This is a genomic window from Sphingomonas sp. TDK1, assembly GCF_001650735.1.
GTDB lineage: Bacteria > Pseudomonadota > Alphaproteobacteria > Sphingomonadales > Sphingomonadaceae > Sphingomonas.
Genome location: NZ_LXVY01000027.1, coordinates 47,764 through 66,922 on the forward strand (window position 1 = coordinate 47,764; position 19,159 = coordinate 66,922).

A 19,159-nucleotide genomic window follows, 5' to 3' on the forward strand; every position below is an offset into this window, starting at 1 on the left:
CTTCCCTTTACTCGGCGGGGACAGCGTCGGCGGGGCGCTGGTCGATGCGCGGCGCCTGGCCGTGCAGCGCCGCCGAGAGCGCCTCGTGGTCGAGCCTGCCTTCCCAGCGCGAGACGACCACGGTCGCCACCGCATTGCCGATGAAGTTGGTGAGGCTGCGGCACTCGGACATGAACCGGTCGACGCCGAGAATCAGCGCCATGCCGGCCACCGGCACGCTGGGCACGATCGACAGCGTCGCGGCCAGCGTGATGAAGCCCGCACCGGTCACCCCCGCCGCGCCCTTCGACGACAGCATCGCGACGCCGAGCAGCAGCAGCTGCTGCTCGATGGAGAGATGGACGTTGGTCGCCTGGGCGATGAACAGCGCCGCCAGCGTCATGTAGATGTTGGTGCCGTCGAGGTTGAACGAATAGCCGGTCGGGACGACCAGGCCGACGATCGTCTTCGGGCAGCCCGCCCGCTCCATCTTCTCGATCAGCGAGGGCAGGGCGCTTTCCGAGGAGGAGGTGCCGAGCACCAGCAGCAACTCGGCCTTGAGATAGGCAATCAGCCGGAAGATCGAGAAGCCGGCCAGCGCGGAGACGATGCCCAGCACGACGATCACGAACAGCGCCGAGGTGAAGTAGAAGGTGCCGACCAGCATCGCGAGATTGGCGAGCGTGCCGACGCCATATTTGCCGACGGTGAACGCCATCGCGCCGAACGCGCCGACGGGCGCCGCCTTCATCAGGATCGCGACGACCTTGAACATCGCCAGCGAGATGTCCTCCAGCGCATCGACGACGCGCTGCCCGCGATCGCCGGTCAGCGCGAGGCCGATGCCGAACAGGATGGCGACGAACAGCGTCTGCAGGATGTTGCCGCCCGTGATGGCGGAGAGGAAGGTGTCCGGGATGATGCCGAGCAGGAAGCCGGTCAGCGTGCTCTCATGCGCCTTCGCGGCATAGTCCGCGACCTTGCCGGCATCGAGCGTCGCGGGATCGATGTTGAGCCCCGCACCCGGCTGCACGACATTGGCTACGACCATGCCGACGACTAGCGCCAGCGTCGAGAAGAACAGGAAATAGCCGAAGGCCTTGGCGGCGACCCGGCCCACTGCCTTGAGGTCGCGCATGCCGGCGATGCCGGTGACGATGGTGAGGAAGATCACCGGCGCGATGATCATCTTCACCAGCTTGATGAAACCGTCGCCGATCGGCTTCAGTGCCTCGCCCGTGGCCGGCGCATAATGGCCGATCAGCACGCCAGCGAGAATCGCGACGAGCACCTGCGCATACAGGTGCGCATACCAGGGTTTGGGCTTGGCCGGCGCGTCTGGCAGGGCAGCCGGGGCGGGGTCGGCGGTAAAATGGGCCATCACTTCCTCTCCTTCGGCTCCGTTGCTTGGTCGGTAGCCTGGATCGCGCCATGCTCGGCCGGTGCCTGCTGCGGGAAAAGCGAAATCGTTTTCCAAAGAAAACGACGCATTATCAATTGCATGGAACTAGTTTGGGTCCGCGCGTGCGCAGAAATCGGCACGCGCGGCCGATGCGAAGTGTCAAAACTTGCACATTTTTGATCGGTGGCGGATAGCTGGCGCGGTGACGTATCGCGACTCGCTTTCCGGTTGGCGCTATTGGGTGTTCGCCGCGCTTCTGGGCGCGGCGGTCGCGCTGACCGCGGGGTGGTTCGCGGGCAACCGCACCCGTGAGACGCTGGCGGCTGGTGCGCGGACCAGCGCGCAGCTGCGTGCCGCCCTGCTCGACAGCGAGATCGCCCGCTTCCGCCTGCTCCCGCTCGCGCTGGGCGAGGATCGCGATGTCGCGGCGGCGCTTGCCGGCGCCCCGGCCGCTCCGCTGAACGCGAAGCTGGAGGCGCTGGCCCGTACCACCCATGCCGCCGCCATCTACGTCATCGCCCCCAGCGGCCGCACGCTCGCCGCGAGCAACTGGCGCAGCCCGCAGAGCTTTGTCGGTTCCGACTATCGTTTCCGCCGCTATTTTCGCGAAGCGCGCGCGCTGGGGGAGGCCAGCCAGTTCGCGCTCGGTACGGTCAGCCGTCATTCGGGCCTGTATCTCGCCCGGCGCACGCCGACCAACGGGGTCATCGTCGTGAAGCTGGAATTCGACGCGATCGAGGCCGCCTGGCAGCGCGCCGGGGGCGAGACCTTCGTTGAGGGACCGGCCGGGTTGGTGCTGGTTTCGAACGACCCCTCGCTGCGCTTCGCTGCTGCAAGGCCCATCCTGCCGGCGGTGCTTGCCGCCTTGCGACGCGAGGCGGCGCTGCCGGAAGGATCGGTGCCGGCGCTGTTGCCGCCACTGGCGGGCGATCAGGTGGAGGCGAGCGTGCCGACCAGCCAGCCGGGCTGGCGCCTGTCGCTCCGCCGCAGCATCGGCCCCGCCGTCGCCACCGCGCAGCGCGCCGCGGGGCTTGGCGCGCTGCTCGCCGTGCTGGTGCTGGCGGCGCTGCTCTGGGGACTGCGCCAGCGCGCGACGCTCAGCCGCCGGCGGACCTCTGAGTTGGAGGCCGCGGTCGCCGAACGTACCGCCGCGCTCCGCCGCGAGATCGAGGAGCGCGCGGCGATCGAGGCGCGTGCGGCCGATCTGCGCGAGGGGCTGCGCCAGGCCAACCGCCTCGCTACCCTGGGCCAGGTCACCGCCAGCGTTGCGCACGAGACCGCCCAGCCCGTGGCGGCGATTCGCACCTATGCCGAAACCAGCCTGCAGCTGCTCGATCTCGGCGCGACCGACATGGTGCGCACCAATCTCGAGACGATCCGCGGGCTCAGCGACCGGATCGGCGCCGTGACCGCGCAGCTGCGCGGTTTTTCGCGCCGCCAGCCCGGCGAGCTGCGCCCGCTGCCGCTCGCCGACGCGCTCGACGGCGCATTGCTGATCCTGAAGGAGCAGTTGCGCCCGCTACGGCTGGAGCGCCCGGCGCTGGATCCGCAGCTGCTGGTCCTGGGGGGGCGGGTGCGGCTGGAGCAGGTGTTCGTCAATCTCCTGCAAAATGCCGCGGAGGCGCTGGCCGGGCATGCCGATCCCCGGATCGCGATCGACATCGCGCCCGAGGCGGGGATGGTGCGTGTACGGATCCACGACAATGGCCCCGGCATCCCGCCCGAGATCGCCGCGCGGCTGTTCACCCCCTTCGCTACCAGCCGCAGCAACGGCCTGGGGCTCGGCCTGGTGATCGCCAGCGACATCATGACCGATCTCGGCGGGGCGTTGCGCTGGCTGCCCGAGGCGCAGGGCGCCTGTTTCGAACTGGAGCTGCGCCGGCCATGACCGTCCCCGTCGCGCTGGTGGAGGATGATGCCGACTTTCGCGCGGCGCTCACCCAGCTGCTCACGCTTGCAGGCCATGCGGTGCGGCCGTTCGTCGATGCCGCCGGCGCGCTTGCCGCGATCGACCGCGATTTCCCCGGCGTCGTGGTCACTGATGTCCGGATGCCCGGTATGTCGGGCGTGGACATGTTTCACCGGCTGCGCGGCATCGATCCCGAACTGCCGGTGATCCTGATGACCGGGCACGGCGACGTCGCCATGGCGGTGGAGGCGATCAAGGCCGGCGCCTGGGACTTCCTTACCAAGCCCTTCCCCGGCGACGCGCTGGCCGCGGCATTGCAACGTGCCGGCAAGGCCCGCACGCTGGTGCTGGAGAACCGGCGCCTCCGTGCCGCCGGTACCGAGGCGGATACCGCGCTGATCGGCGAAAGCGCGCCGATCCGCCGTCTGCGAGAGATGATCCCGGTACTCGCCGACACCGCGCTCGACCTGGTGCTGGAGGGCGCGACCGGCACGGGCAAGGAACTCTATGCTCGGCTCGTCCATCGCGCCGGGCGGCGGGGGCGGCACCGGTTCCAGGCGCTGGACTGCGCGACGGTCCCGCCGGCGCTTGTCGAGCGCGAACTGTTCGGCCGGGACGGTCCGATCGCCCGCGCCGACCGGGGTACCCTGTTCCTCGATCATCTCGACCTGGCCACGCCCGAACTCCATCATCGGCTGGTGCGTTTCGCCGAAACCCGCACCGTGGCCGTCGACCAGCGCGATCCCGATCCGGTCGACGTGCGCATCATCGCCGCGATCGGGGAGGGACGGGCCGCGGCGCTGCCGCCGGGCCTCTACCACCGGCTCGCCGGGGTGCCGCTCCGGCTGCCGCCCCTTGCCGAGCGGCGCGAGGACGTGCCCCTGCTGTTCGCCCATTTTGCCGCGCAGGCGGCGCGGCGCAATCGCCGCGCGGTGCCGGTGCTGACCGAGGCGGCGCATGCGGCCGCCGGCAGCGACTGGCCCGGCAATGTCCGCGAGATCGAGCGGGCCGCCGAGCGTTTCGTACTGGGGCTCGATGCCGTGCCGCCGTCCGCGCCGGAAGATACCCGCTCGCTGCCCGAGCGCATGGAGGCTTTCGAACGCACGGCGATCCTTGACGCCATCGCTGCCGCCAAGGGGGAGATCAACGCCGCGATCGTCGCGCTCGGCCTGCCGCGCAAGACCTTCTACTATCGGGTCAAGCGCCTCGGGGTCGATCTGCGGCGCGCGCGGGGGCGTTGACCGGAGCGACGCCCGTCAAGCCGAGGCGGGCTTTCGCCGCCGCTGCGATTTGCTAGGCTGTGGAAATGGTTAGGAGAGGCGGGGCGATGCGGAAGGCGATCCTTGGGGCGATGCTGGTGCTGGCCGGAGCGGGAGGAACGCTGTCCGCCGCGCCTGCACCCGCGCCCAGGCCCGCTGCGTCAGTCCGTCCCGCCGAGGCGCAGGGCCGGCTGGAAGGACCGTTCGAGCTCCGCGCGCGCGCCTATCCTGGCACGGTTCGCCGCTACTGGGTCTATGTCCCCGCCGACTATGATCCGGTGCGGCCGCCCAACCTGCTGCTGTTCCAGGATGGGCAGCGCGCGACTAACCCCAGGGGATCGCTCAAGGTGCCCGCCGTGCTCGATGGGCTGCTCCAGGCACATGCGATCCCGTCGACGCTGGCGATCTTCGTCACCCCCGGCAATCGGTCGGCGCACTATCCCACGACGCTCGGCATGGATAATCCCGACCACCGCGTCGAGGAATATGATGCGCTGTCCGACGCCTATTCCCGGATGACGCTCGACGAGCTGCTGCCCGCCGTGGCGCAGCGCTGGCCCTTCACCAGCGATCCGAAGCGCCGCGCGATCGCCGGCACCTCCAGCGGCGCGATCGCCGCCTTCACCGTGGCGTGGCGGCACCCGGACGCATTCGGCAACGTCCTGAGCTTCATCGGTAGCTATACGTCGATCGGGTTGCAGCTCGGGCCAGACGGCACGCCGCGCGTCTATGGCGGCGACACCTATCCAGGCCTGATCCGCAAAAGCGCCATCCGCCCGCTTCGCATCTTCCTGCAGGACGGGCGCAACGATCTCGATAATGAACATGGCAACTGGTTCCTGGCCAACCAGCAGATGGTGAAGAGCCTGCAATGGGCGAACGCCCATGCCGATGCGGCGCACGCCGCCGGCCCGCGCTACGACATCAGTTGGCGCTGGACCGATGGCAGCCATTCGGACGCCGATGGCGGCGCGCTGCTGCCCGAGGCGCTCCGCTGGATCTGGCGCGATCAGGCGGCGCGCGGGCGCTAGGCTTCTGGACTGCCGTCGCCGCGCATCAGCGGGGCCAGATCGCGCATCTCTTCGGTCAGCCAGGCGAGGAAGCGGTCGATCCGGGGCAGCCCGCGCAGGTCGCGCGGCACCACCAGCCAGAAGCTGCGCTGGATGGCGATGCTGTCGGGCAGCACCCGGCGCAGCCCGGGGATCGCGTCGCCGAGGAAGCAGGGGAGGATGCCGCAGGCCTGGCCGCTGGCGATGATTTCCGCCTGGGCGTTGATGCTGGTGCTGCGGACATGCGGCACCAGTCGCCGGTCGATGTCGGAGAGGTAGCGCAGCTCGGGGGCATAGATCTGGTCGGTTACATAGCCGGTGATCGTCTGGGGCTGGAGATCCTCGCTGCGCTCCAGCGGCGGCGCCGCCGCGAGATAGCCGGGGGTCGCATAGAGGCCGAGCGTATAGTCGGTCAGCTTGCGGGCGACGAGATCGCCGGTGCGCGGCCGCGCGAGCATCACCGCCACGTCCACTTCGCGGCGCGAAGGGCTTAGGAACCCGCTCGAGGCGATCAGGTCGATGCGGATATTGGGGAAGCGCGCGGTGAAGCGGTGCAGGCGCGGGGCGATGATCCGCGTGCCGAACCCCTCCGAGGCACTGACCCGCAGCGTGCCGGCAAGCGCGCTTTCCTGGGACGGGGTGCCGGCGATGGTCAGCGCATGCGCCTCGATCCGCTCCGCCTGGTCGAACAGCTGCTGTCCTTCCTCGGTGAGCAGATGCCCGGCGGGAGCGTGTTCGAACAGCCGGCGGCCCAACGCGCCCTCCAGCCGCCGGATCCGCCGGCCGATCGTCGTCGCGTCCATGTCCAGCGCCGCCGCGGCGCGGCTGAGGCGCTGCGCCCGCGCCACCGCCAGGAACACGCGCAGATCGTCCCAGTCCATCCCATGCTCCCCACGGCCTGCAGTTTTGCAGGGTGAACCTGCACTTTCTACCTCTTGCCTGCATGGCTGAAACACTTCAACGCTTGGCGCAAGGATAGGATGGAGCCAGGCAATGCGGTTGATCGAGCACGTGATTCCCGGACACGCCGGGGGCGGCGCGGGCCGTCGGTCGCAGGTTTTCGACCCCAATAGCGGTGCCGTGCAGGCCGAGGTTGCGCTCGGCACCGCCGCGGATCTCGATCGCGCGGTGGCCGCGGCGATGGCGGCGCAGCCGGGCTGGGCGGCGACCAACCCCCAGCGCCGCGCCCGCGTGATGTTCCGCTTCAAGGAACTGGTCGAGGCGAACATGGACGCGCTCGCGCACACGCTCTCCTCCGAGCATGGCAAGGTGATCGCCGATTCGAAGGGCGATATCCAGCGCGGGCTGGAAGTGATCGAGTTCGCCTGCGGCATCCCGCATGCGCTGAAGGGCGAGTACACGCAGGGCGCCGGCCCCGGAATCGACGTTTATTCGATGCGGATGCCGCTCGGCATCGGTGCGGGCATCACCCCGTTCAACTTCCCGGCGATGATCCCGATGTGGATGTTCGGGGTCGCGATCGCCTGCGGCAACGCTTTTCTCCTCAAGCCTTCCGAGCGCGATCCCAGCGTTCCCGTCCGCCTCGCCGAGCTGATGCTGGAGGCCGGCGCGCCCGAGGGCATCCTGCAAGTGGTGCAGGGCGACAAGGAGATGGTCGACGCGATCCTCGACCATCCGGCGATCGGTGCGGTCAGCTTCGTCGGCTCGTCCGACATCGCGCACTATGTCTACCAGCGCGGCGTAGCAGCAGGAAAGCGCGTCCAGGCGATGGGCGGCGCCAAGAACCACGGCATCGTCATGCCCGACGCGGATCTCGACCAGGTGGTCGCCGACCTCTCCGGCGCCGCGTTCGGCTCGGCCGGTGAGCGCTGCATGGCGCTGCCCGTCGTGGTGCCGGTCGGCGACAAGACCGCCGATGCCTTGCGCGAAAAGCTGATCCCCGCGATCGAGGCGCTGCGGGTGGGCGTCTCCACCGATGCCGAGGCGCAATATGGCCCGGTGGTCAACGCCGCGCACAAGGCCCGGGTCGAGAACTGGATCCAGACCGGCGTCGACGAAGGCGCGGAACTGGTGATCGACGGTCGCGGCTTCCAGCTGCAGGGCCATGAGCAGGGCTTCTTCATCGGCCCCTCGCTGTTCGACCGCGTGACGCCAGCCATGAAGAGCTATCAGGAGGAGATCTTCGGCCCGGTCCTCCAGATCGTCCGCGCCCCTGATTTCGAGACCGCGCTGCGCCTCCCGAGCGAGCACCAATATGGCAACGGCGTCGCGATCTTCACCCGCAACGGCCACGCCGCGCGCGAGTTCGCCGCGCGGGTGAATGTCGGCATGGTCGGCATCAACGTGCCGATCCCGGTGCCGGTGGCGTATCACAGCTTCGGCGGCTGGAAGCGCTCGGCCTTCGGCGACGTCAACCAGCACGGCATGGAAGGCGTCCGGTTCTGGACCAAGGTGAAGACGGTCACCCAGCGCTGGCCCGACGGCGGTGTGGGCGACGCGGCCAACGCGTTCGTCATCCCGACGATGGGGTGATGGTGGTGGCGGCGCGGCACCTCGCTCTTCCGTCATCCCGGCGAAAGCCGGGATCCATTGGGGTCACCGTCGCGGCTCCAGCCCCGACGGAGTGGCGAATAGATCCCGACTTTCGTCGGGATGACAGAAGAGGGGATAACGATTTAGGGCTCGGGCGTGTCCAACGGCGGGAAGCCGAGGCTGATGGCGAGGTCCTCCCAGAAGGGGTTCTCCCGCTCGATCAGCACCACCTTCCAGTCGCGCTTCCATTCCTTGAGCTGCTTCTCGCGCCGGATCGCCGCCGCCATGTCGCCGCCGACCTCGTACCAGACAAGGCGCTTGACGTTGTTGCGTTTGGTGAAGCCCGGCACCGTACCGCTGCGGTGCTGATGGATCCGCCCCATCAGGTCCGACGTGACGCCGGTGTAGAGCGTACCGTGGCGCCCGCTCGCCAGCATGTAGACGCAGGGCAGTTTGCCCACCTTACCCCTCCACCGTCATCCCGGCGAAAGCCGGGATCCATTCGCCACCCGGCAGCAGCAAGAACCGTAGCGGCGACCCCAATGGATCCCGACTTTCGTCGGGATGACGATGCTAGACAAGTGAACCCATGACCCACCAGTTCGACCTCACCGACGACCAGCGCCAGATTCAGGAGATGGCGCAGAAGTTCACCGCCGATGCGATCACCCCGCATGCGGCCGAATGGGACGAGAAGCACGTCTTCCCCCGCGATACGATCAAGGCCGCCGCCGAGCTCGGCTTCGCGGCGATCTATGTTTCGGAGGAATCGGGCGGCATCGGGCTCGGCCGGCTCGAATCGGCGCTGATCTTCGAGGCGATGGCCTATGGCTGCCCCTCCACCTCGGCGTTCATCTCGATCCACAACATGGCCGCGTGGATGATCGACCGCTTCGGCGCGCAGGCCGTGAAGGACAAGTATCTCCCCAGCCTGGTCACCATGGACCGGCTGGCCAGTTACTGCCTCACCGAACCGGGCTCGGGCTCCGACGCGGCGGCGCTGAAGACGCGCGCGGTGCGGGACGGCGATCACTATATCGTCACCGGCACCAAGCAGTTCATCTCGGGCGGCGGCGAGAACGACCTCTACCTCACCATGGTCCGCACCGGCGAGGATGGCCCCAAGGGCATTTCCTGCCTCGCGATCGAGAAAGACATGCCGGGCGTCAGCTTCGGTGCGCAGGAGCGCAAGCTCGGCTGGCACTCGCAGCCGACGGCGCAGGTGATGCTCGACAATGTCCGCGTGCCGGTGGAAAATCTGGTCGGCGCCGAGGGCGAGGGCTTCCGCATCGCGATGATGGGGCTGGACGGCGGCCGGCTCAACATCGGGGCCTGCTCGCTGGGCGGCGCGCAGCGCTGCCTCGACGAGACGATCCGCTACACGCAGGAGCGCAGGCAGTTCGGCAAGGCCATCGCCGATTTCCAGAATAGCCAGTTCATGCTCGCCGACATGGCGACCGAGCTTGAGGCAGCGCGCGCGCTGCTCTACCTCGCCGCCGCAAAGGTGACGGCGGGCACCGGGGACAAGACCCGCTTCGCTGCGATGGCCAAGCGGCTCGCTACCGACACCGGCTCGTCGGTGGTCGATCGTGCGCTGCAGCTGCACGGCGGCTATGGCTATCTGATGGACTATCCGATCGAGCGTTTCTGGCGCGACCTGCGCGTGCATTCGATCCTCGAAGGCACCAACCAGGTCATGCGGATGATTGTTGGCCGCGAGCTGCTGCGCGATTGAGCCGGAAAATGCTTTTCTACACACGAGGGTTTATGCGTTGTTCTGAACAGTCCCGTGCGCGGGCCGGAGAAGGCGCCGGGTTAGTGCCGCTTTGCCGGAACTTTCGCGGTGGAGCGGCATGACCGAAATCCTCACTTCGATCGACAGCCCTGTCGCCCGCCTGCGGCTGAACCGGCCGAAGGCGCTGCATGCGCTCAACACCGCGATGTGCCAGGCGATGCTCGACGCGCTGGACGCCTGGGAGCAGGACGACGCCGTCCATATCGTGCTGCTGGATCATGCCGAGGGCCGCGGCTTCTGCGCGGGCGGCGACATCCGCATGATCGCGGCGAGCGGCGCGAGCGACGGCGCCGAAGCGGCCGACTTCTTCCGTGCCGAATATCGGCTCAACCATCGGCTGTTCACCTATCCCAAGCCGATCATCGCCTTTGCGGACGGCATCGTGATGGGCGGCGGCGTCGGCATCTCGCAGCCGGCGCGCTACCGGGTGACGACCGAGAACACGAAGTTCGCCATGCCCGAGACGGGCATCGGCCTGTTCCCGGACGTGGGCGGCGGCTGGTATCTCTCGCGCGTTCCCGGGCGGATGGGCGAGTATCTGGCGCTGACGGGCCACCGGCTTGATGGTGCCGAATGCCTCGCACTCGGCCTTGCGACCCACTACCTCCCGGCCGAGGCGCTGGAGTCGGCCAAGGCGCAGATCGCCACCGCGCCGGATAAGGTGCTGGCGATCCTCGGCGACCTTTCGATCGAGCCGCCGATCGCGACGATCCTCGCCCACTATGCAGATATCGACCGGCTGTTTGCCGGAGACAGCGTAGAAGACATCTTCGCTGCGCTCGAGGCCGAGGGCAGCGACTGGGCGATGGCCACTCTCGCCACGCTGCGCACCAAGTCGCCCCAGGCCTGCAAGGTTTCCCTCCGGATCGTTCGCGAGGGCCGCGAGATGCCCGATTTCGCGGCCGAGATGGCGCAGGAATATGCCGTCGCCACCCGCGTCTGCCGCTTGCCCGATTTCGCGGAGGGGGTGCGCGCGGTGATTGTCGACAAGGACAATGCGCCGCGCTGGTCGCCTGCCACGCCGGAAGCGGTGGACAGTGCCGCGATCGACGCCATCTTCGCGCCGTTGCCGCCTGAGTCGGCGTGGAAGCCCTGAACGGAGAAGAACATGTCCGCCTATGAAACCCTCCTCGTCGAGCAGAGCGGCGCCGTCACGCTCGTCACGCTCAACCGGCCCAAGGCGCTCAACGCGTTGAACAGCCAGGTGCTGAGCGAATTGCTGGACGTCATGCGCGCCTTCGATGCCGATCCCTCCCAGGGCTGCGCGGTGCTGACCGGCAGCGAAAAGGCGTTCGCCGCCGGTGCCGACATCAAGGAAATGCAGGCGCAGGGCTTTGCCGACATGTACGGCCACGACTTCTTCGCCGGCTGGGACGCCTTCACCCGCACCCGCAAGCCGATCATCGCGGCCGTATCGGGCTATGCGCTGGGCGGCGGCTGCGAAGTGGCGATGATGTGCGACTTCATCCTCGCGGCGGACACGGCCAAGTTCGGCCAGCCCGAGATCAAGCTGGGCGTCTCGCCCGGCATGGGCGGCTCGCAGCGGCTCACCCGTGCCGTGGGCAAGGCCAAGGCGATGGAGATGTGCCTCACCGGCCGGATGATGGACGCTGCCGAGGCCGAGCGCGCCGGGCTGGTCAGCCGCATCCTGCCCGCTGCCGAACTGGTCGAGGAAGCGGTGCAGACCGCTGCGGCCATCGCCGCGATGCCGCCGCTGGCGGTGAAGGCGAACAAGGAAATGGTCAACGCCGCCTTCGAGACGAGCTTGGCCCAGGGCGTGCAATTCGAGCGCCGCCTGTTCCACGCGCTGTTCGGCACCGAGGACCAGAAGGAAGGCATGGCGGCCTTCGTCGAGAAGCGTCCCGGGAATTGGATAGGACGTTGATTACTCCCCTCCCGCTTGCGGGAGGGGGCTGGGGGGTGGGCCCCCGGCATCTGCGACACCATCGCTTGTGGATGGGAGGGCCCACCCCCGACCCCTCCGGCAAGCGGGAGGGGAGCTAAGACATGGCACGCGTAGCATTTATCGGCCTCGGGAATATGGGCGGCGGGATGGCGGCGAACCTCGCCAAGGCCGGCCACGACGTCCGCGCCTTCGATTTGTCGGCGGAAGCACTGGAGCGCGCCAGGAAGGCGGGCTGCCTGCCCGCCGCCAGCGCGGCCGAGGCGATCGCCGGGGCCGAGGCGGTCGTCACCATGCTGCCCGCCGGCAGCCATGTGGAGACGCTCTACACCGAGACGCTGCTGGACGGCGCGGACGCCGGCGCGATCCTGATCGACTGCTCCACGATCGACGTCGCCACCGCCCGGCGGGTGGCCGAGGCCGCCACCCAGCGCGGGCTGCTCGCGGTCGATGCCCCGGTCTCGGGCGGGATCGCCGCGGCCAATGCCGGCACGCTTACCTTCATGGTCGGCGGCGCGGTGGCGGCGTTCGAACGCGCCGAACCCTTCCTGGAAGACATGGGCAAGGCAGTGATTCATGCCGGCGCCAGCGGTGCGGGGCAGGCGGCGAAGATCTGCAACAACATGATCCTCGGCGCGACCATGGTCGCCACCTGCGAAGCCTTTGCGCTCGCGGAAAAGCTCGGCCTCGACCAGCAGCGCTTCTTCGACATCGCCTCGGTCTCTTCGGGCCAGAGCTGGTCGATGACGAGCTATTGCCCGGTGCCCGGCGTCGGCCCGGAGACGCCGGCCGATCGCGACTATCAGGGCGGGTTCGCCGCTGCGCTGATGCTCAAGGACCTGCGTCTCGCGATGGAAGCGGCCACCGCCGTCGGCGCGAAGGTGCCGATGGGCGAGCGGGCGCGGGCGCTCTACGAAGCCTTCGCGGCCGATGGGCAGGGCGGGCTCGACTTCTCCGCGATCATCAAGGCGCTCTGATCCAGGGCCAAGAAAAAAGTTAATCCGCTTTGAACCCATTGTTCCGGCACGGCCACTGACGGAGCGCGACAGGCTTTCGGCTACAGGCCCCCTTGTGCCGGGACCTGTCGTGCGTGTCCGGCCCGGCGGCTCCCCTGTGCGCCGGGTCGGGCCATCAAGGGAGAACCAAAGCAATGCGTATTCTGTTGGGCGCGACCGCGCTCGCTTCGCTCGTCATCGCCGCCCCGGCACTGGCGCAGAGCCGGACCGTCACCGATGCGACCGGCGATTTCCTCTCCGGCTATACCGGGCCGAAGCTTGCCGATCTGGATGTCACCAGCTTCTCGGTCAGCTATGATTCCGCCGCCAAGATGTTCACGCTCGGCACCACTTTCGCCGGGGGCATCACCCCGGGCACGCCCGGTTTCTACGTCTACGGCGTCAACACCGGCAAGGGCGCGATCCGTCCGTTCGGCGGCATCGGCCAGGGCAATGTCATCTTCGACCAGGCGATCATCGTCCAGAAGGACGGCACGGGGTCGATCGGCGGCACGGCGCTCGATTCGAACTGGGTCGCCATCGCCGGCAACATCCTCACCGTGAAGGTGCCGCTGTCGCTGCTGCCGAGCACCGGCTTCTCGCCGACCCACTATGGTTTCAACCTTTGGCCGCGCACCGGCTTCGGCGGCAATGCCCAGATCAGCGACTTCGCGCCGGAAAATGCGACGCTTGCCGCTGCCGTGCCGGAGCCGGCAAGCTGGGCGATGCTGATGCTCGGCGCGGGCGCGGCGGGCGGCATGCTCCGCTATCGCCGCCGTCGCGCAGTTACCCCGGCCGTCGCCTGATGCAGGCCCGGCCGGGAACGGAAAAACCGCCCGGCCGGAAAATTTTCACCTCGGGTCGCACCGGTTGAACCTTCGCTTCCATCCTTGTCTCTAAGGTGGGAGCGAAGGGATCGGCGTGGCGCAACGCGAACATCAGGATGGGCGACCGGCCCGGGACCGTGACGACGAGGAAATGGGCCTCGTCGCGGCCGTTCGCGCGCGTGACCTCCGTGCTTTCGAGCAGCTTTATCGCCGCTACCAGCCCCGGTTGGCCCGCTTCGTGGGTACGCTGGTGCGATCGCCTGCGCTGGTCGAGGAAGTCGTGAACGACACGCTGATGGTGCTGTGGCAAAAGGCCGGCGACTTCACCGGTGCCAGTCGACTGTCCACTTGGTTGTTCGCCATCGCCTATCGCAAGGCGATCCGGGCCCGCAATCGGGAGCCGGTGGCGAGCGAGGACGCGGCGGTATTGGAAGCCTTGCCGCACGACAGCCGGGCGGATGCCCCGCTGGCCCAGCATCGGACGCGCGAAGGGCTGCAGCGGGCGATGCAGACCTTGTCCGCCGACCATCGGGCGGTGGTGGACCTCACCTATTTTCACGAGATCGGCTATCGGGAGATCGCCGAGATTCTGGGGTGTCCGGTGGACACGGTGAAGACGCGGATGTTCCATGCCCGCCGCCAGTTGCGGCGAGCCATGGCGGGCGAATTGGCGGACTGGATCTAGACGATGGGCGAACTTCTACATCTGCGTGGCGATCCGCACGAGGCGACGATGCTGCTGCTGCCCTGGTATGTGACCGGGGAGATCGAGCTGGGCGACCGTCTGCTCGTGGACGCCCACCTGGCCGTCTGCGAGGAATGCAGCATGGAACTCGCCGCCGAACGACGGCTGCGCGATGCGGTCGCCGATCTGCCGCCGCCGCATGCGGGCGGATGGGATCGCATGGCTGAAGATCTGTCGCGTGCCGATCGCACGCCGCGCTTGCCGCGCCGTTTTTCGCGCCGGGTCGGGTGGATCATCGCCGCCCAGGCCGCGGTCGTCGTGCTGGGCCTCGGCGTCATACTGCAGCTGCAGCAGCAGGCGACGACGTCCGTGTCGTCCGCGCCCTACCATGCACTCGGATCCCCGCCGCCCAGCCAGTCCGGCAATATCCTGGTGATGTTCGCCCCCGAAACGCGCGAACCTGCGCTGCGCAAGGCGATCGAATCCTCTGGCGCACGGCTGGTCGACGGACCGACTGCTGCCGGCGCTTATCTGCTCGCCATCGCGCCGGAGCAGCGCGAAGCCGCGCTTGCCCGGTTGCGGGCGGCGGCGGGTGTGACGATGGCGCAACCCGTCGACGCCGCGCCATGACGTGGTGGCGTGCCGCGTTGCTGGGGGCCATGACGGTGCTGATGGCGTCGCCGCCGCGCGTCGCCGCGGCCGACGTCCAGCCGCCGCGCATCCTGGTGATGCTGCGATTGGCGCCGGCGCACTTCCGTGCCGGCAGCGGCTATGGCGGCGGCTATGGCGAGGATCAGTCGGCGGCCGGGCGGCGGCGTATCGCTGCGGCGGTCGCGCGTCGGAACGGACTGCGTCTCGCCGGCAACTGGCCGATGCCGATGATCGGGATCGACTGTTTCATCATGGAAGTTCCCAGGGGCCAATCTCCCGCCGCCCTGGCCGCGCAAGTCGCCCGCGATGCCGCGGTCGAATGGTCGGAACCGATCGAGACGTTCCAGGCGGAGGGCGATCCCCTGCCGAACGATCCGCTCTATCCCGCGCAGCCGGTGGCGCGCGCCTGGCACCTGGCGGTGCTGCATCGGACCGCGACGGGACGGGGCGAGCGGATCGCCGTGATCGACAGCCAGGTCGATCTTCGCCATCCCGATCTTGCCGGACAGGTTGCCGTGGACCGGAATTTCGTGGAGGGCGCATCCGTCACGGCCGAGCGGCATGGCACCGGCATCGCCGGGGTGATCGTGGCGCGGGCGGGCAATGGCATGGGCATTGTCGGTATCGCGCCCGCCGCGCGGCTGCTGGCGCTGCGGGCTTGCCGCGAACAGGGCGAAGGGGCCGGTGCGGCGACGTTGTGCGACAGCCTGAGCCTCGCCCGCGCGCTCAGCTTCGCGGTGGAGCAGCGTGCCGATGTGATCAATCTCAGCTTGAGCGGCCCGCCGAGCCGTCTGCTCGAATCGCTGCTGCGGATCGGCGTGGCGCGGGGTGCGACGGTGGTTGCCGCCTATGATCCGCGGCTGCCGGGCGGTGGCTTCCCCGCCACGGTGCCGGGCGTCATCGCCGTCGCCGAATCCACGGTGGGGCAGGCGGGCGGGCCCTATGTCGCGCCCGGTCGTGATATCCCCACTACCCAGCCCGGGGGGCGCTGGTATCTGGCAAGCGGTTCTTCCTATGCTGCGGCGGAGGTCAGCGGGCTGGTCGCATTGGTACGGCAGCGCGAAGCGAAGTCCGGCAGGCGTGTTCCGCTGGTTTCTGCTAGGCCGGGGGGCGGAGAGGTCGATGCCTGTGCGAGCGTGGTGGGGAAGGCGAGATGCCAGGCGGCTGGCCGCCCCTGATGCGCTGCTCGTCTGTGCCGCGTGCCTGCTCGCGCCCGGCGCGGCGGCGCAATGGAGCGGGCAGCTGACGGTCACCAACGACGCGCGCTGGCGCGGGCGCAGCATCAGCGAAGGGCGTCCGGCCACCACCGCCTCCCTCGGCTATGACGACCGGTCCGGGCTCTACGGCGATGTCAGCGCGACGGCCGCCGCTTTGCCGACCGGCATGGCGCTGCTCTCGGCAGGTGTAGATCTCGGTTATGCCCTGCGCCTGTCGGGCGAGCGGGTGCTCGATCTGGGCGTGACCCGCCGCGAGTTTCGGTCCTCCGCCACCGTCTGGGGCGGATCCGGCTATACCGAGCTCTACGCCGGACTCTCCGGCCGTAGCCTTTCGGCGCGGCTGCATCTTTCGCCCGACTATCTGCGGCCCGGCACGACGACGCTATACGCCACGCTGGACGGCGTCGCCCGGCCGCTGCCCGCCTGGCGGCTGCTCGCCCATGGTGGGATGATGCGCTTCCTCGGCGCGCCCGGCCCTTATAGCAGCGACCGCGGACAGTTCGACTACAGCCTCGGGGTGGCGCGCCGCCTCGGCCGCCTTGATGCGCAGCTGTTATGGACCGGCGGCCTGCCGGGCAAGGATTTCTACCGCGGCCGGGAGCGCTCTCGCCAGGCCCTCACCTTGGCGGTCTCGGTCGGGTTCTGAGGCGTCCTGCTCCGGCCGCTCAGCCTGCCGGGCCGGTGCTGCCGCGCAACGCCAGTGTATAGGGTAGCCGGCGTGTCGTCGTCGATTTCCGCGATTCGCAGGCCGTTGGCCGGGTGAGCAGGTCGACGGCGGCGGTCGCCATATCGATATGGGGCTGGCACACGGTGCTGAGCGGCGGCCAAGCCATGCGGGCGATGGCGGCATCGTCGAACCCGGCGATCGAGAGCTGATCTGGGACAGCGATTCCGTTGCGCATTGCCGCGACCAGCACGCCAAGCGCCATCTCGTCGTTCGCCGCAAAGACTGCGCTCGGCCGATCCGCCCCGGTAAGCAGCTTTTCGCCGGCGGCCAGGCCCGAGCGGAAGGTAAAGTCGCCCTGCAGCGTGCGTCGTTCGGGGACGTGCAGTCCGGCAGCGATCATCGCGGCCCGGAACCCTTCGAGCCGCCGGGCCGCGGCATGATGCTCGGGATTGCCCTGGATGAAGCCGATGTCGCGGTGGCCGAGCGCGATCAGCACCTCCGTCAGCTCCCGTGCGGCACCGACCTCGTCCATCTCCACCGCGGCGGTTCTGTCAGGGAAGTCGCCGGGCGAGATCCGGACGACGGGCACGTCGATGCGCGCGAACAGCTCGAGAAGCTCGGGCCAGTCGCACAGCGGCGGCGTGAGGATCGCGCCCCCCAGCCGCATGGACCGCAACGATGCCTCGCACTGCGTCAGCCAGCCGGGCCGGTCGCGGGTGACTTGCTCGACGACGAGATGATAGCCGAGCGCGCGACACCGCGCGAGCGCGCCCCGCTGCAGGTCGGCTGCATAGGCCGAGGCGGGGTCGTCGAAATACAGCCCGAGCAGGAACGAGCGGGAGCTGGAAAGCTCCCGGGCGAAGGCATTGGGACGGTAGCCCAGCTCGTCCACGACGCGCTGCACCGCCTCGCGAAGCTCCGGCCGGACATAGGCTTCGCCGTTGATCACACGCGATACCGTTTTCGGCGATACGCCCGCGCGTTGCGCGACGTCCTTGAGCGTTAGGGGCTTCATGGTAGCGCAGTCCTATCGTTTCGCTGCCGGTAACGCTACCAGTCCTGCGAACGCGGCAATACCGAGATAGCACAGCAGCGGCAGCACCAGCGCGGCTGCCAGACCGACGCGGTCTGCCAGCGCGCCGGTCGCGAGCGGTACCGCGGCGCCGCCGACCACCGCCATGCACAGCATCATCGATGCATAGGGCGCAAGGCCGCGATCTTCCGGAAGTGCCAGTGCAAAGACGGTGGGGTACATGATCGCGTTGCAAAGCCCGACGGCGATCAGGGCAGCGGCACCGGCGACGCCGTGCGTGTGCATCGCGCCTGCGACGAGCAACACCGCTCCCGACGCCATGATGGCGAGCAGCCGTGCCGGCGCAATCCGGGCGAGACCCACCGCGCCTGCGAACCGGCCCAGCATGGCCCCGCCCCAGTACAGGCTGACCAGGCGCCCCGCGGTGGCGGGATCCGTGCCCAGGATATCGGGCCGAGCGAGATAATTGGCGAGCAGACTGCCGATCGTTACTTCCGCTCCGACATAGCCGAACATGGCGAGACCGCCCCAGGCGAGGCGGCGTTCCCGCAATACGCGACCGAAATCGGCGAGCGGCAGCCGCCGTGGCGCCGGATGCGCCGCAAGCAGGCCGCGTGCGCGCCAGAAGACCAGACCCAGCATCGCGAGCGCGACCGCGCAGGCGAGGAAGGGGAGCCCCATGCTCCATCGTCCGAGCGGGTTTGCCTGCAGCAGGAAACTCGCGCCGATCAGCGGCGCGAGGACCGTGCCGACCGAATTGAACCCCTGCAGCAGGGTGAGTCGCGCCGCGCCGCGTCCATCGGCCGCAACCAAGGGCTGCACGACATTGGCCGCGATCTGAAGGAAGGTGATGCCGGTAGAGAGCCCGAGCAGCGCCAGCAGCAACAGCGGGAAGCTGCCGATCGTCGCGGCGATGCACAAGCCGAGGCAGGCGATGGTCATCACGCCGAGCCCGGCAGCGATCGCGCGCATATAGCCGGTACGGACCAGAAGCGCGGTGATGGGCAGCGCGAACACCAAGTAGCTCGAATGGAACGCGAACTGAACCAGCGCGCCGCGGGTATAGTCGAGACGGTCGATCAGCGTGAGGCGGGGCACGAGGAGACCCACCAAGGCAGTGACGAACCCGCCCATGAAAAAGATGCCGATGGAGCGGCGGAACAACCGGCCGACCATGTCTGCCGAGGCGGTTTCCTGAGATTGCGCGTGCACGGCGGAAGCTTAGCGCGCGCAGGAACCAAGGCAATGCCATTGCGGCTTTGTGCTTGACATCGATGTCAGATTCTCCCAGACAT

The 19,159-nt window shown here is 68.7% G+C and carries 18 protein-coding genes; 13 read left to right on the plus strand and 5 right to left on the minus strand.

Going from position 1 to position 19,159, the window contains the following annotated elements:
• Positions 1-7: 7 nt before the first annotated feature.
• A complete protein-coding gene (locus A7X12_RS14505) occupies positions 8-1,360 on the minus strand; it encodes a dicarboxylate/amino acid:cation symporter (RefSeq protein WP_064312301.1) in 1,353 nt (450 codons plus the stop codon).
• 223 nt (positions 1,361-1,583) lie between these two features.
• On the opposite strand from A7X12_RS14505, the gene A7X12_RS14510 reads away from it, so the two are divergent.
• The 3 genes from A7X12_RS14510 to A7X12_RS14520 all read left to right on the plus strand — a co-directional run bounded on the left by A7X12_RS14510 (position 1,584) and on the right by A7X12_RS14520 (position 5,580).
• On the plus strand, positions 1,584-3,269 hold the full coding sequence (locus A7X12_RS14510) for a sensor histidine kinase (protein ID WP_064312302.1): 1,686 nt from the start codon (positions 1,584-1,586) through the stop codon (positions 3,267-3,269).
• Positions 3,266-4,531, plus strand: coding sequence for a sigma-54-dependent transcriptional regulator (locus A7X12_RS14515; protein WP_064312303.1), 1,266 nt, complete (start codon positions 3,266-3,268; stop codon positions 4,529-4,531). The genes A7X12_RS14510 and A7X12_RS14515 overlap by 4 nt, the downstream gene beginning before the upstream one ends.
• A gap of 86 nt (positions 4,532-4,617) precedes the next feature.
• Entirely contained in the window at positions 4,618-5,580 is a 963-nt protein-coding gene (locus tag A7X12_RS14520; protein WP_232318522.1) for an alpha/beta hydrolase, read from the plus strand.
• On the opposite strand, the gene A7X12_RS14525 is transcribed toward A7X12_RS14520, so the two are convergent.
• Positions 5,577-6,479: a LysR family transcriptional regulator gene (locus tag A7X12_RS14525; RefSeq protein ID WP_064312304.1), complete on the minus strand. Its 903-nt coding sequence runs from the start codon at positions 6,477-6,479 to the stop codon at positions 5,577-5,579. The genes A7X12_RS14520 and A7X12_RS14525 overlap by 4 nt on opposite strands.
• 112 nt (positions 6,480-6,591) lie before the next feature.
• Here A7X12_RS14525 and A7X12_RS14530 point away from each other — a divergent pair, with 112 nt between their 5' ends.
• Positions 6,592-8,091 (plus strand): CoA-acylating methylmalonate-semialdehyde dehydrogenase, encoded by a 1,500-nt coding sequence (locus A7X12_RS14530; RefSeq protein WP_064312305.1) that lies wholly within the window; start codon positions 6,592-6,594, stop codon positions 8,089-8,091.
• Positions 8,092-8,234: 143 nt separating this feature from the next.
• On the opposite strand, the gene A7X12_RS14535 is transcribed toward A7X12_RS14530, so the two are convergent.
• Positions 8,235-8,528, minus strand: a complete 294-nt coding sequence (locus A7X12_RS14535; protein ID WP_084445526.1) for a GIY-YIG nuclease family protein — start codon at positions 8,526-8,528, stop codon at positions 8,235-8,237.
• Positions 8,529-8,680: 152 nt separating this feature from the next.
• On the opposite strand from A7X12_RS14535, the gene A7X12_RS14540 reads away from it, so the two are divergent.
• The 9 genes from A7X12_RS14540 (at position 8,681) to A7X12_RS14580 (ending at position 16,810) form a co-directional block, all read left to right on the plus strand.
• Positions 8,681-9,826 carry an acyl-CoA dehydrogenase family protein gene (locus A7X12_RS14540; RefSeq protein WP_064312307.1) on the plus strand — a complete coding sequence of 382 codons (1,146 nt, stop codon included), beginning with the start codon at positions 8,681-8,683 and terminating at the stop codon, positions 9,824-9,826.
• 118 nt (positions 9,827-9,944) lie between these two features.
• Positions 9,945-10,982: an enoyl-CoA hydratase/isomerase family protein gene (locus A7X12_RS14545; protein ID WP_064312308.1), complete on the plus strand. Its 1,038-nt coding sequence runs from the start codon at positions 9,945-9,947 to the stop codon at positions 10,980-10,982.
• A 12-nt stretch (positions 10,983-10,994) separates the two neighbouring features.
• Positions 10,995-11,771 (plus strand): enoyl-CoA hydratase, encoded by a 777-nt coding sequence (locus A7X12_RS14550; RefSeq protein ID WP_064312309.1) that lies wholly within the window; start codon positions 10,995-10,997, stop codon positions 11,769-11,771.
• A gap of 122 nt (positions 11,772-11,893) precedes the next feature.
• The gene (gene mmsB / locus A7X12_RS14555; RefSeq protein ID WP_064312310.1) at positions 11,894-12,766 is read left to right on the plus strand and encodes a 3-hydroxyisobutyrate dehydrogenase; all 873 of its coding nucleotides are present in this window, start codon (positions 11,894-11,896) and stop codon (positions 12,764-12,766) included.
• A gap of 173 nt (positions 12,767-12,939) precedes the next feature.
• Positions 12,940-13,590, plus strand: coding sequence for a PEPxxWA-CTERM sorting domain-containing protein (locus tag A7X12_RS14560; protein ID WP_064312311.1), 651 nt, complete (start codon positions 12,940-12,942; stop codon positions 13,588-13,590).
• 115 nt (positions 13,591-13,705) lie between these two features.
• Positions 13,706-14,296 carry an RNA polymerase sigma factor gene (locus A7X12_RS14565; protein ID WP_084445467.1) on the plus strand — a complete coding sequence of 197 codons (591 nt, stop codon included), beginning with the start codon at positions 13,706-13,708 and terminating at the stop codon, positions 14,294-14,296.
• 3 nt (positions 14,297-14,299) lie between these two features.
• A complete protein-coding gene (locus tag A7X12_RS14570; RefSeq protein WP_064312313.1) occupies positions 14,300-14,926 on the plus strand; it encodes an anti-sigma factor family protein in 627 nt (208 codons plus the stop codon).
• The gene (locus tag A7X12_RS14575; RefSeq protein WP_064312314.1) at positions 14,923-16,125 is read left to right on the plus strand and encodes a S8 family peptidase; all 1,203 of its coding nucleotides are present in this window, start codon (positions 14,923-14,925) and stop codon (positions 16,123-16,125) included. The genes A7X12_RS14570 and A7X12_RS14575 overlap by 4 nt, the downstream gene beginning before the upstream one ends.
• A complete protein-coding gene (locus A7X12_RS14580) occupies positions 16,070-16,810 on the plus strand; it encodes a TorF family putative porin (RefSeq protein WP_084445469.1) in 741 nt (246 codons plus the stop codon). The genes A7X12_RS14575 and A7X12_RS14580 overlap by 56 nt, the downstream gene beginning before the upstream one ends.
• Before the next feature lie 19 nt (positions 16,811-16,829).
• Here the strand turns inward: A7X12_RS14580 and A7X12_RS14585 are convergent, their stop codons facing one another.
• The gene (locus A7X12_RS14585; RefSeq protein ID WP_064312316.1) at positions 16,830-17,846 is read right to left on the minus strand and encodes a LacI family DNA-binding transcriptional regulator; all 1,017 of its coding nucleotides are present in this window, start codon (positions 17,844-17,846) and stop codon (positions 16,830-16,832) included.
• A gap of 12 nt (positions 17,847-17,858) precedes the next feature.
• Positions 17,859-19,076 (minus strand): MFS transporter, encoded by a 1,218-nt coding sequence (locus A7X12_RS14590; protein WP_232318523.1) that lies wholly within the window; start codon positions 19,074-19,076, stop codon positions 17,859-17,861.
• Positions 19,077-19,159 lie beyond the last annotated feature (83 nt).

What these genes read in the sequence shown, in the direction of transcription:
- A7X12_RS14505 (WP_064312301.1), bottom strand. Translation starts at nt 1,360, where the DNA reads ATGGCCCATTTTACCGCCGACCCCGCCCCGGCTGCCCTGCCAGACGCG.
- A7X12_RS14515 (WP_064312303.1), top strand. Translation starts at nt 3,266, where the DNA reads ATGACCGTCCCCGTCGCGCTGGTGGAGGATGATGCCGACTTTCGCGCG.
- A7X12_RS14520 (WP_232318522.1), top strand. Translation starts at nt 4,618, where the DNA reads ATGCGGAAGGCGATCCTTGGGGCGATGCTGGTGCTGGCCGGAGCGGGA.
- A7X12_RS14525 (WP_064312304.1), bottom strand. Translation starts at nt 6,479, where the DNA reads ATGGACTGGGACGATCTGCGCGTGTTCCTGGCGGTGGCGCGGGCGCAG.
- A7X12_RS14530 (WP_064312305.1), top strand. Translation starts at nt 6,592, where the DNA reads ATGCGGTTGATCGAGCACGTGATTCCCGGACACGCCGGGGGCGGCGCG.
- A7X12_RS14535 (WP_084445526.1), bottom strand. Translation starts at nt 8,528, where the DNA reads ATGCTGGCGAGCGGGCGCCACGGTACGCTCTACACCGGCGTCACGTCG.
- A7X12_RS14540 (WP_064312307.1), top strand. Translation starts at nt 8,681, where the DNA reads ATGACCCACCAGTTCGACCTCACCGACGACCAGCGCCAGATTCAGGAG.
- A7X12_RS14545 (WP_064312308.1), top strand. Translation starts at nt 9,945, where the DNA reads ATGACCGAAATCCTCACTTCGATCGACAGCCCTGTCGCCCGCCTGCGG.
- A7X12_RS14550 (WP_064312309.1), top strand. Translation starts at nt 10,995, where the DNA reads ATGTCCGCCTATGAAACCCTCCTCGTCGAGCAGAGCGGCGCCGTCACG.
- mmsB (WP_064312310.1), top strand. Translation starts at nt 11,894, where the DNA reads ATGGCACGCGTAGCATTTATCGGCCTCGGGAATATGGGCGGCGGGATG.
- A7X12_RS14560 (WP_064312311.1), top strand. Translation starts at nt 12,940, where the DNA reads ATGCGTATTCTGTTGGGCGCGACCGCGCTCGCTTCGCTCGTCATCGCC.
- A7X12_RS14570 (WP_064312313.1), top strand. Translation starts at nt 14,300, where the DNA reads ATGGGCGAACTTCTACATCTGCGTGGCGATCCGCACGAGGCGACGATG.
- A7X12_RS14575 (WP_064312314.1), top strand. Translation starts at nt 14,923, where the DNA reads ATGACGTGGTGGCGTGCCGCGTTGCTGGGGGCCATGACGGTGCTGATG.
- A7X12_RS14580 (WP_084445469.1), top strand. Translation starts at nt 16,070, where the DNA reads ATGCCTGTGCGAGCGTGGTGGGGAAGGCGAGATGCCAGGCGGCTGGCC.
- A7X12_RS14585 (WP_064312316.1), bottom strand. Translation starts at nt 17,846, where the DNA reads ATGAAGCCCCTAACGCTCAAGGACGTCGCGCAACGCGCGGGCGTATCG.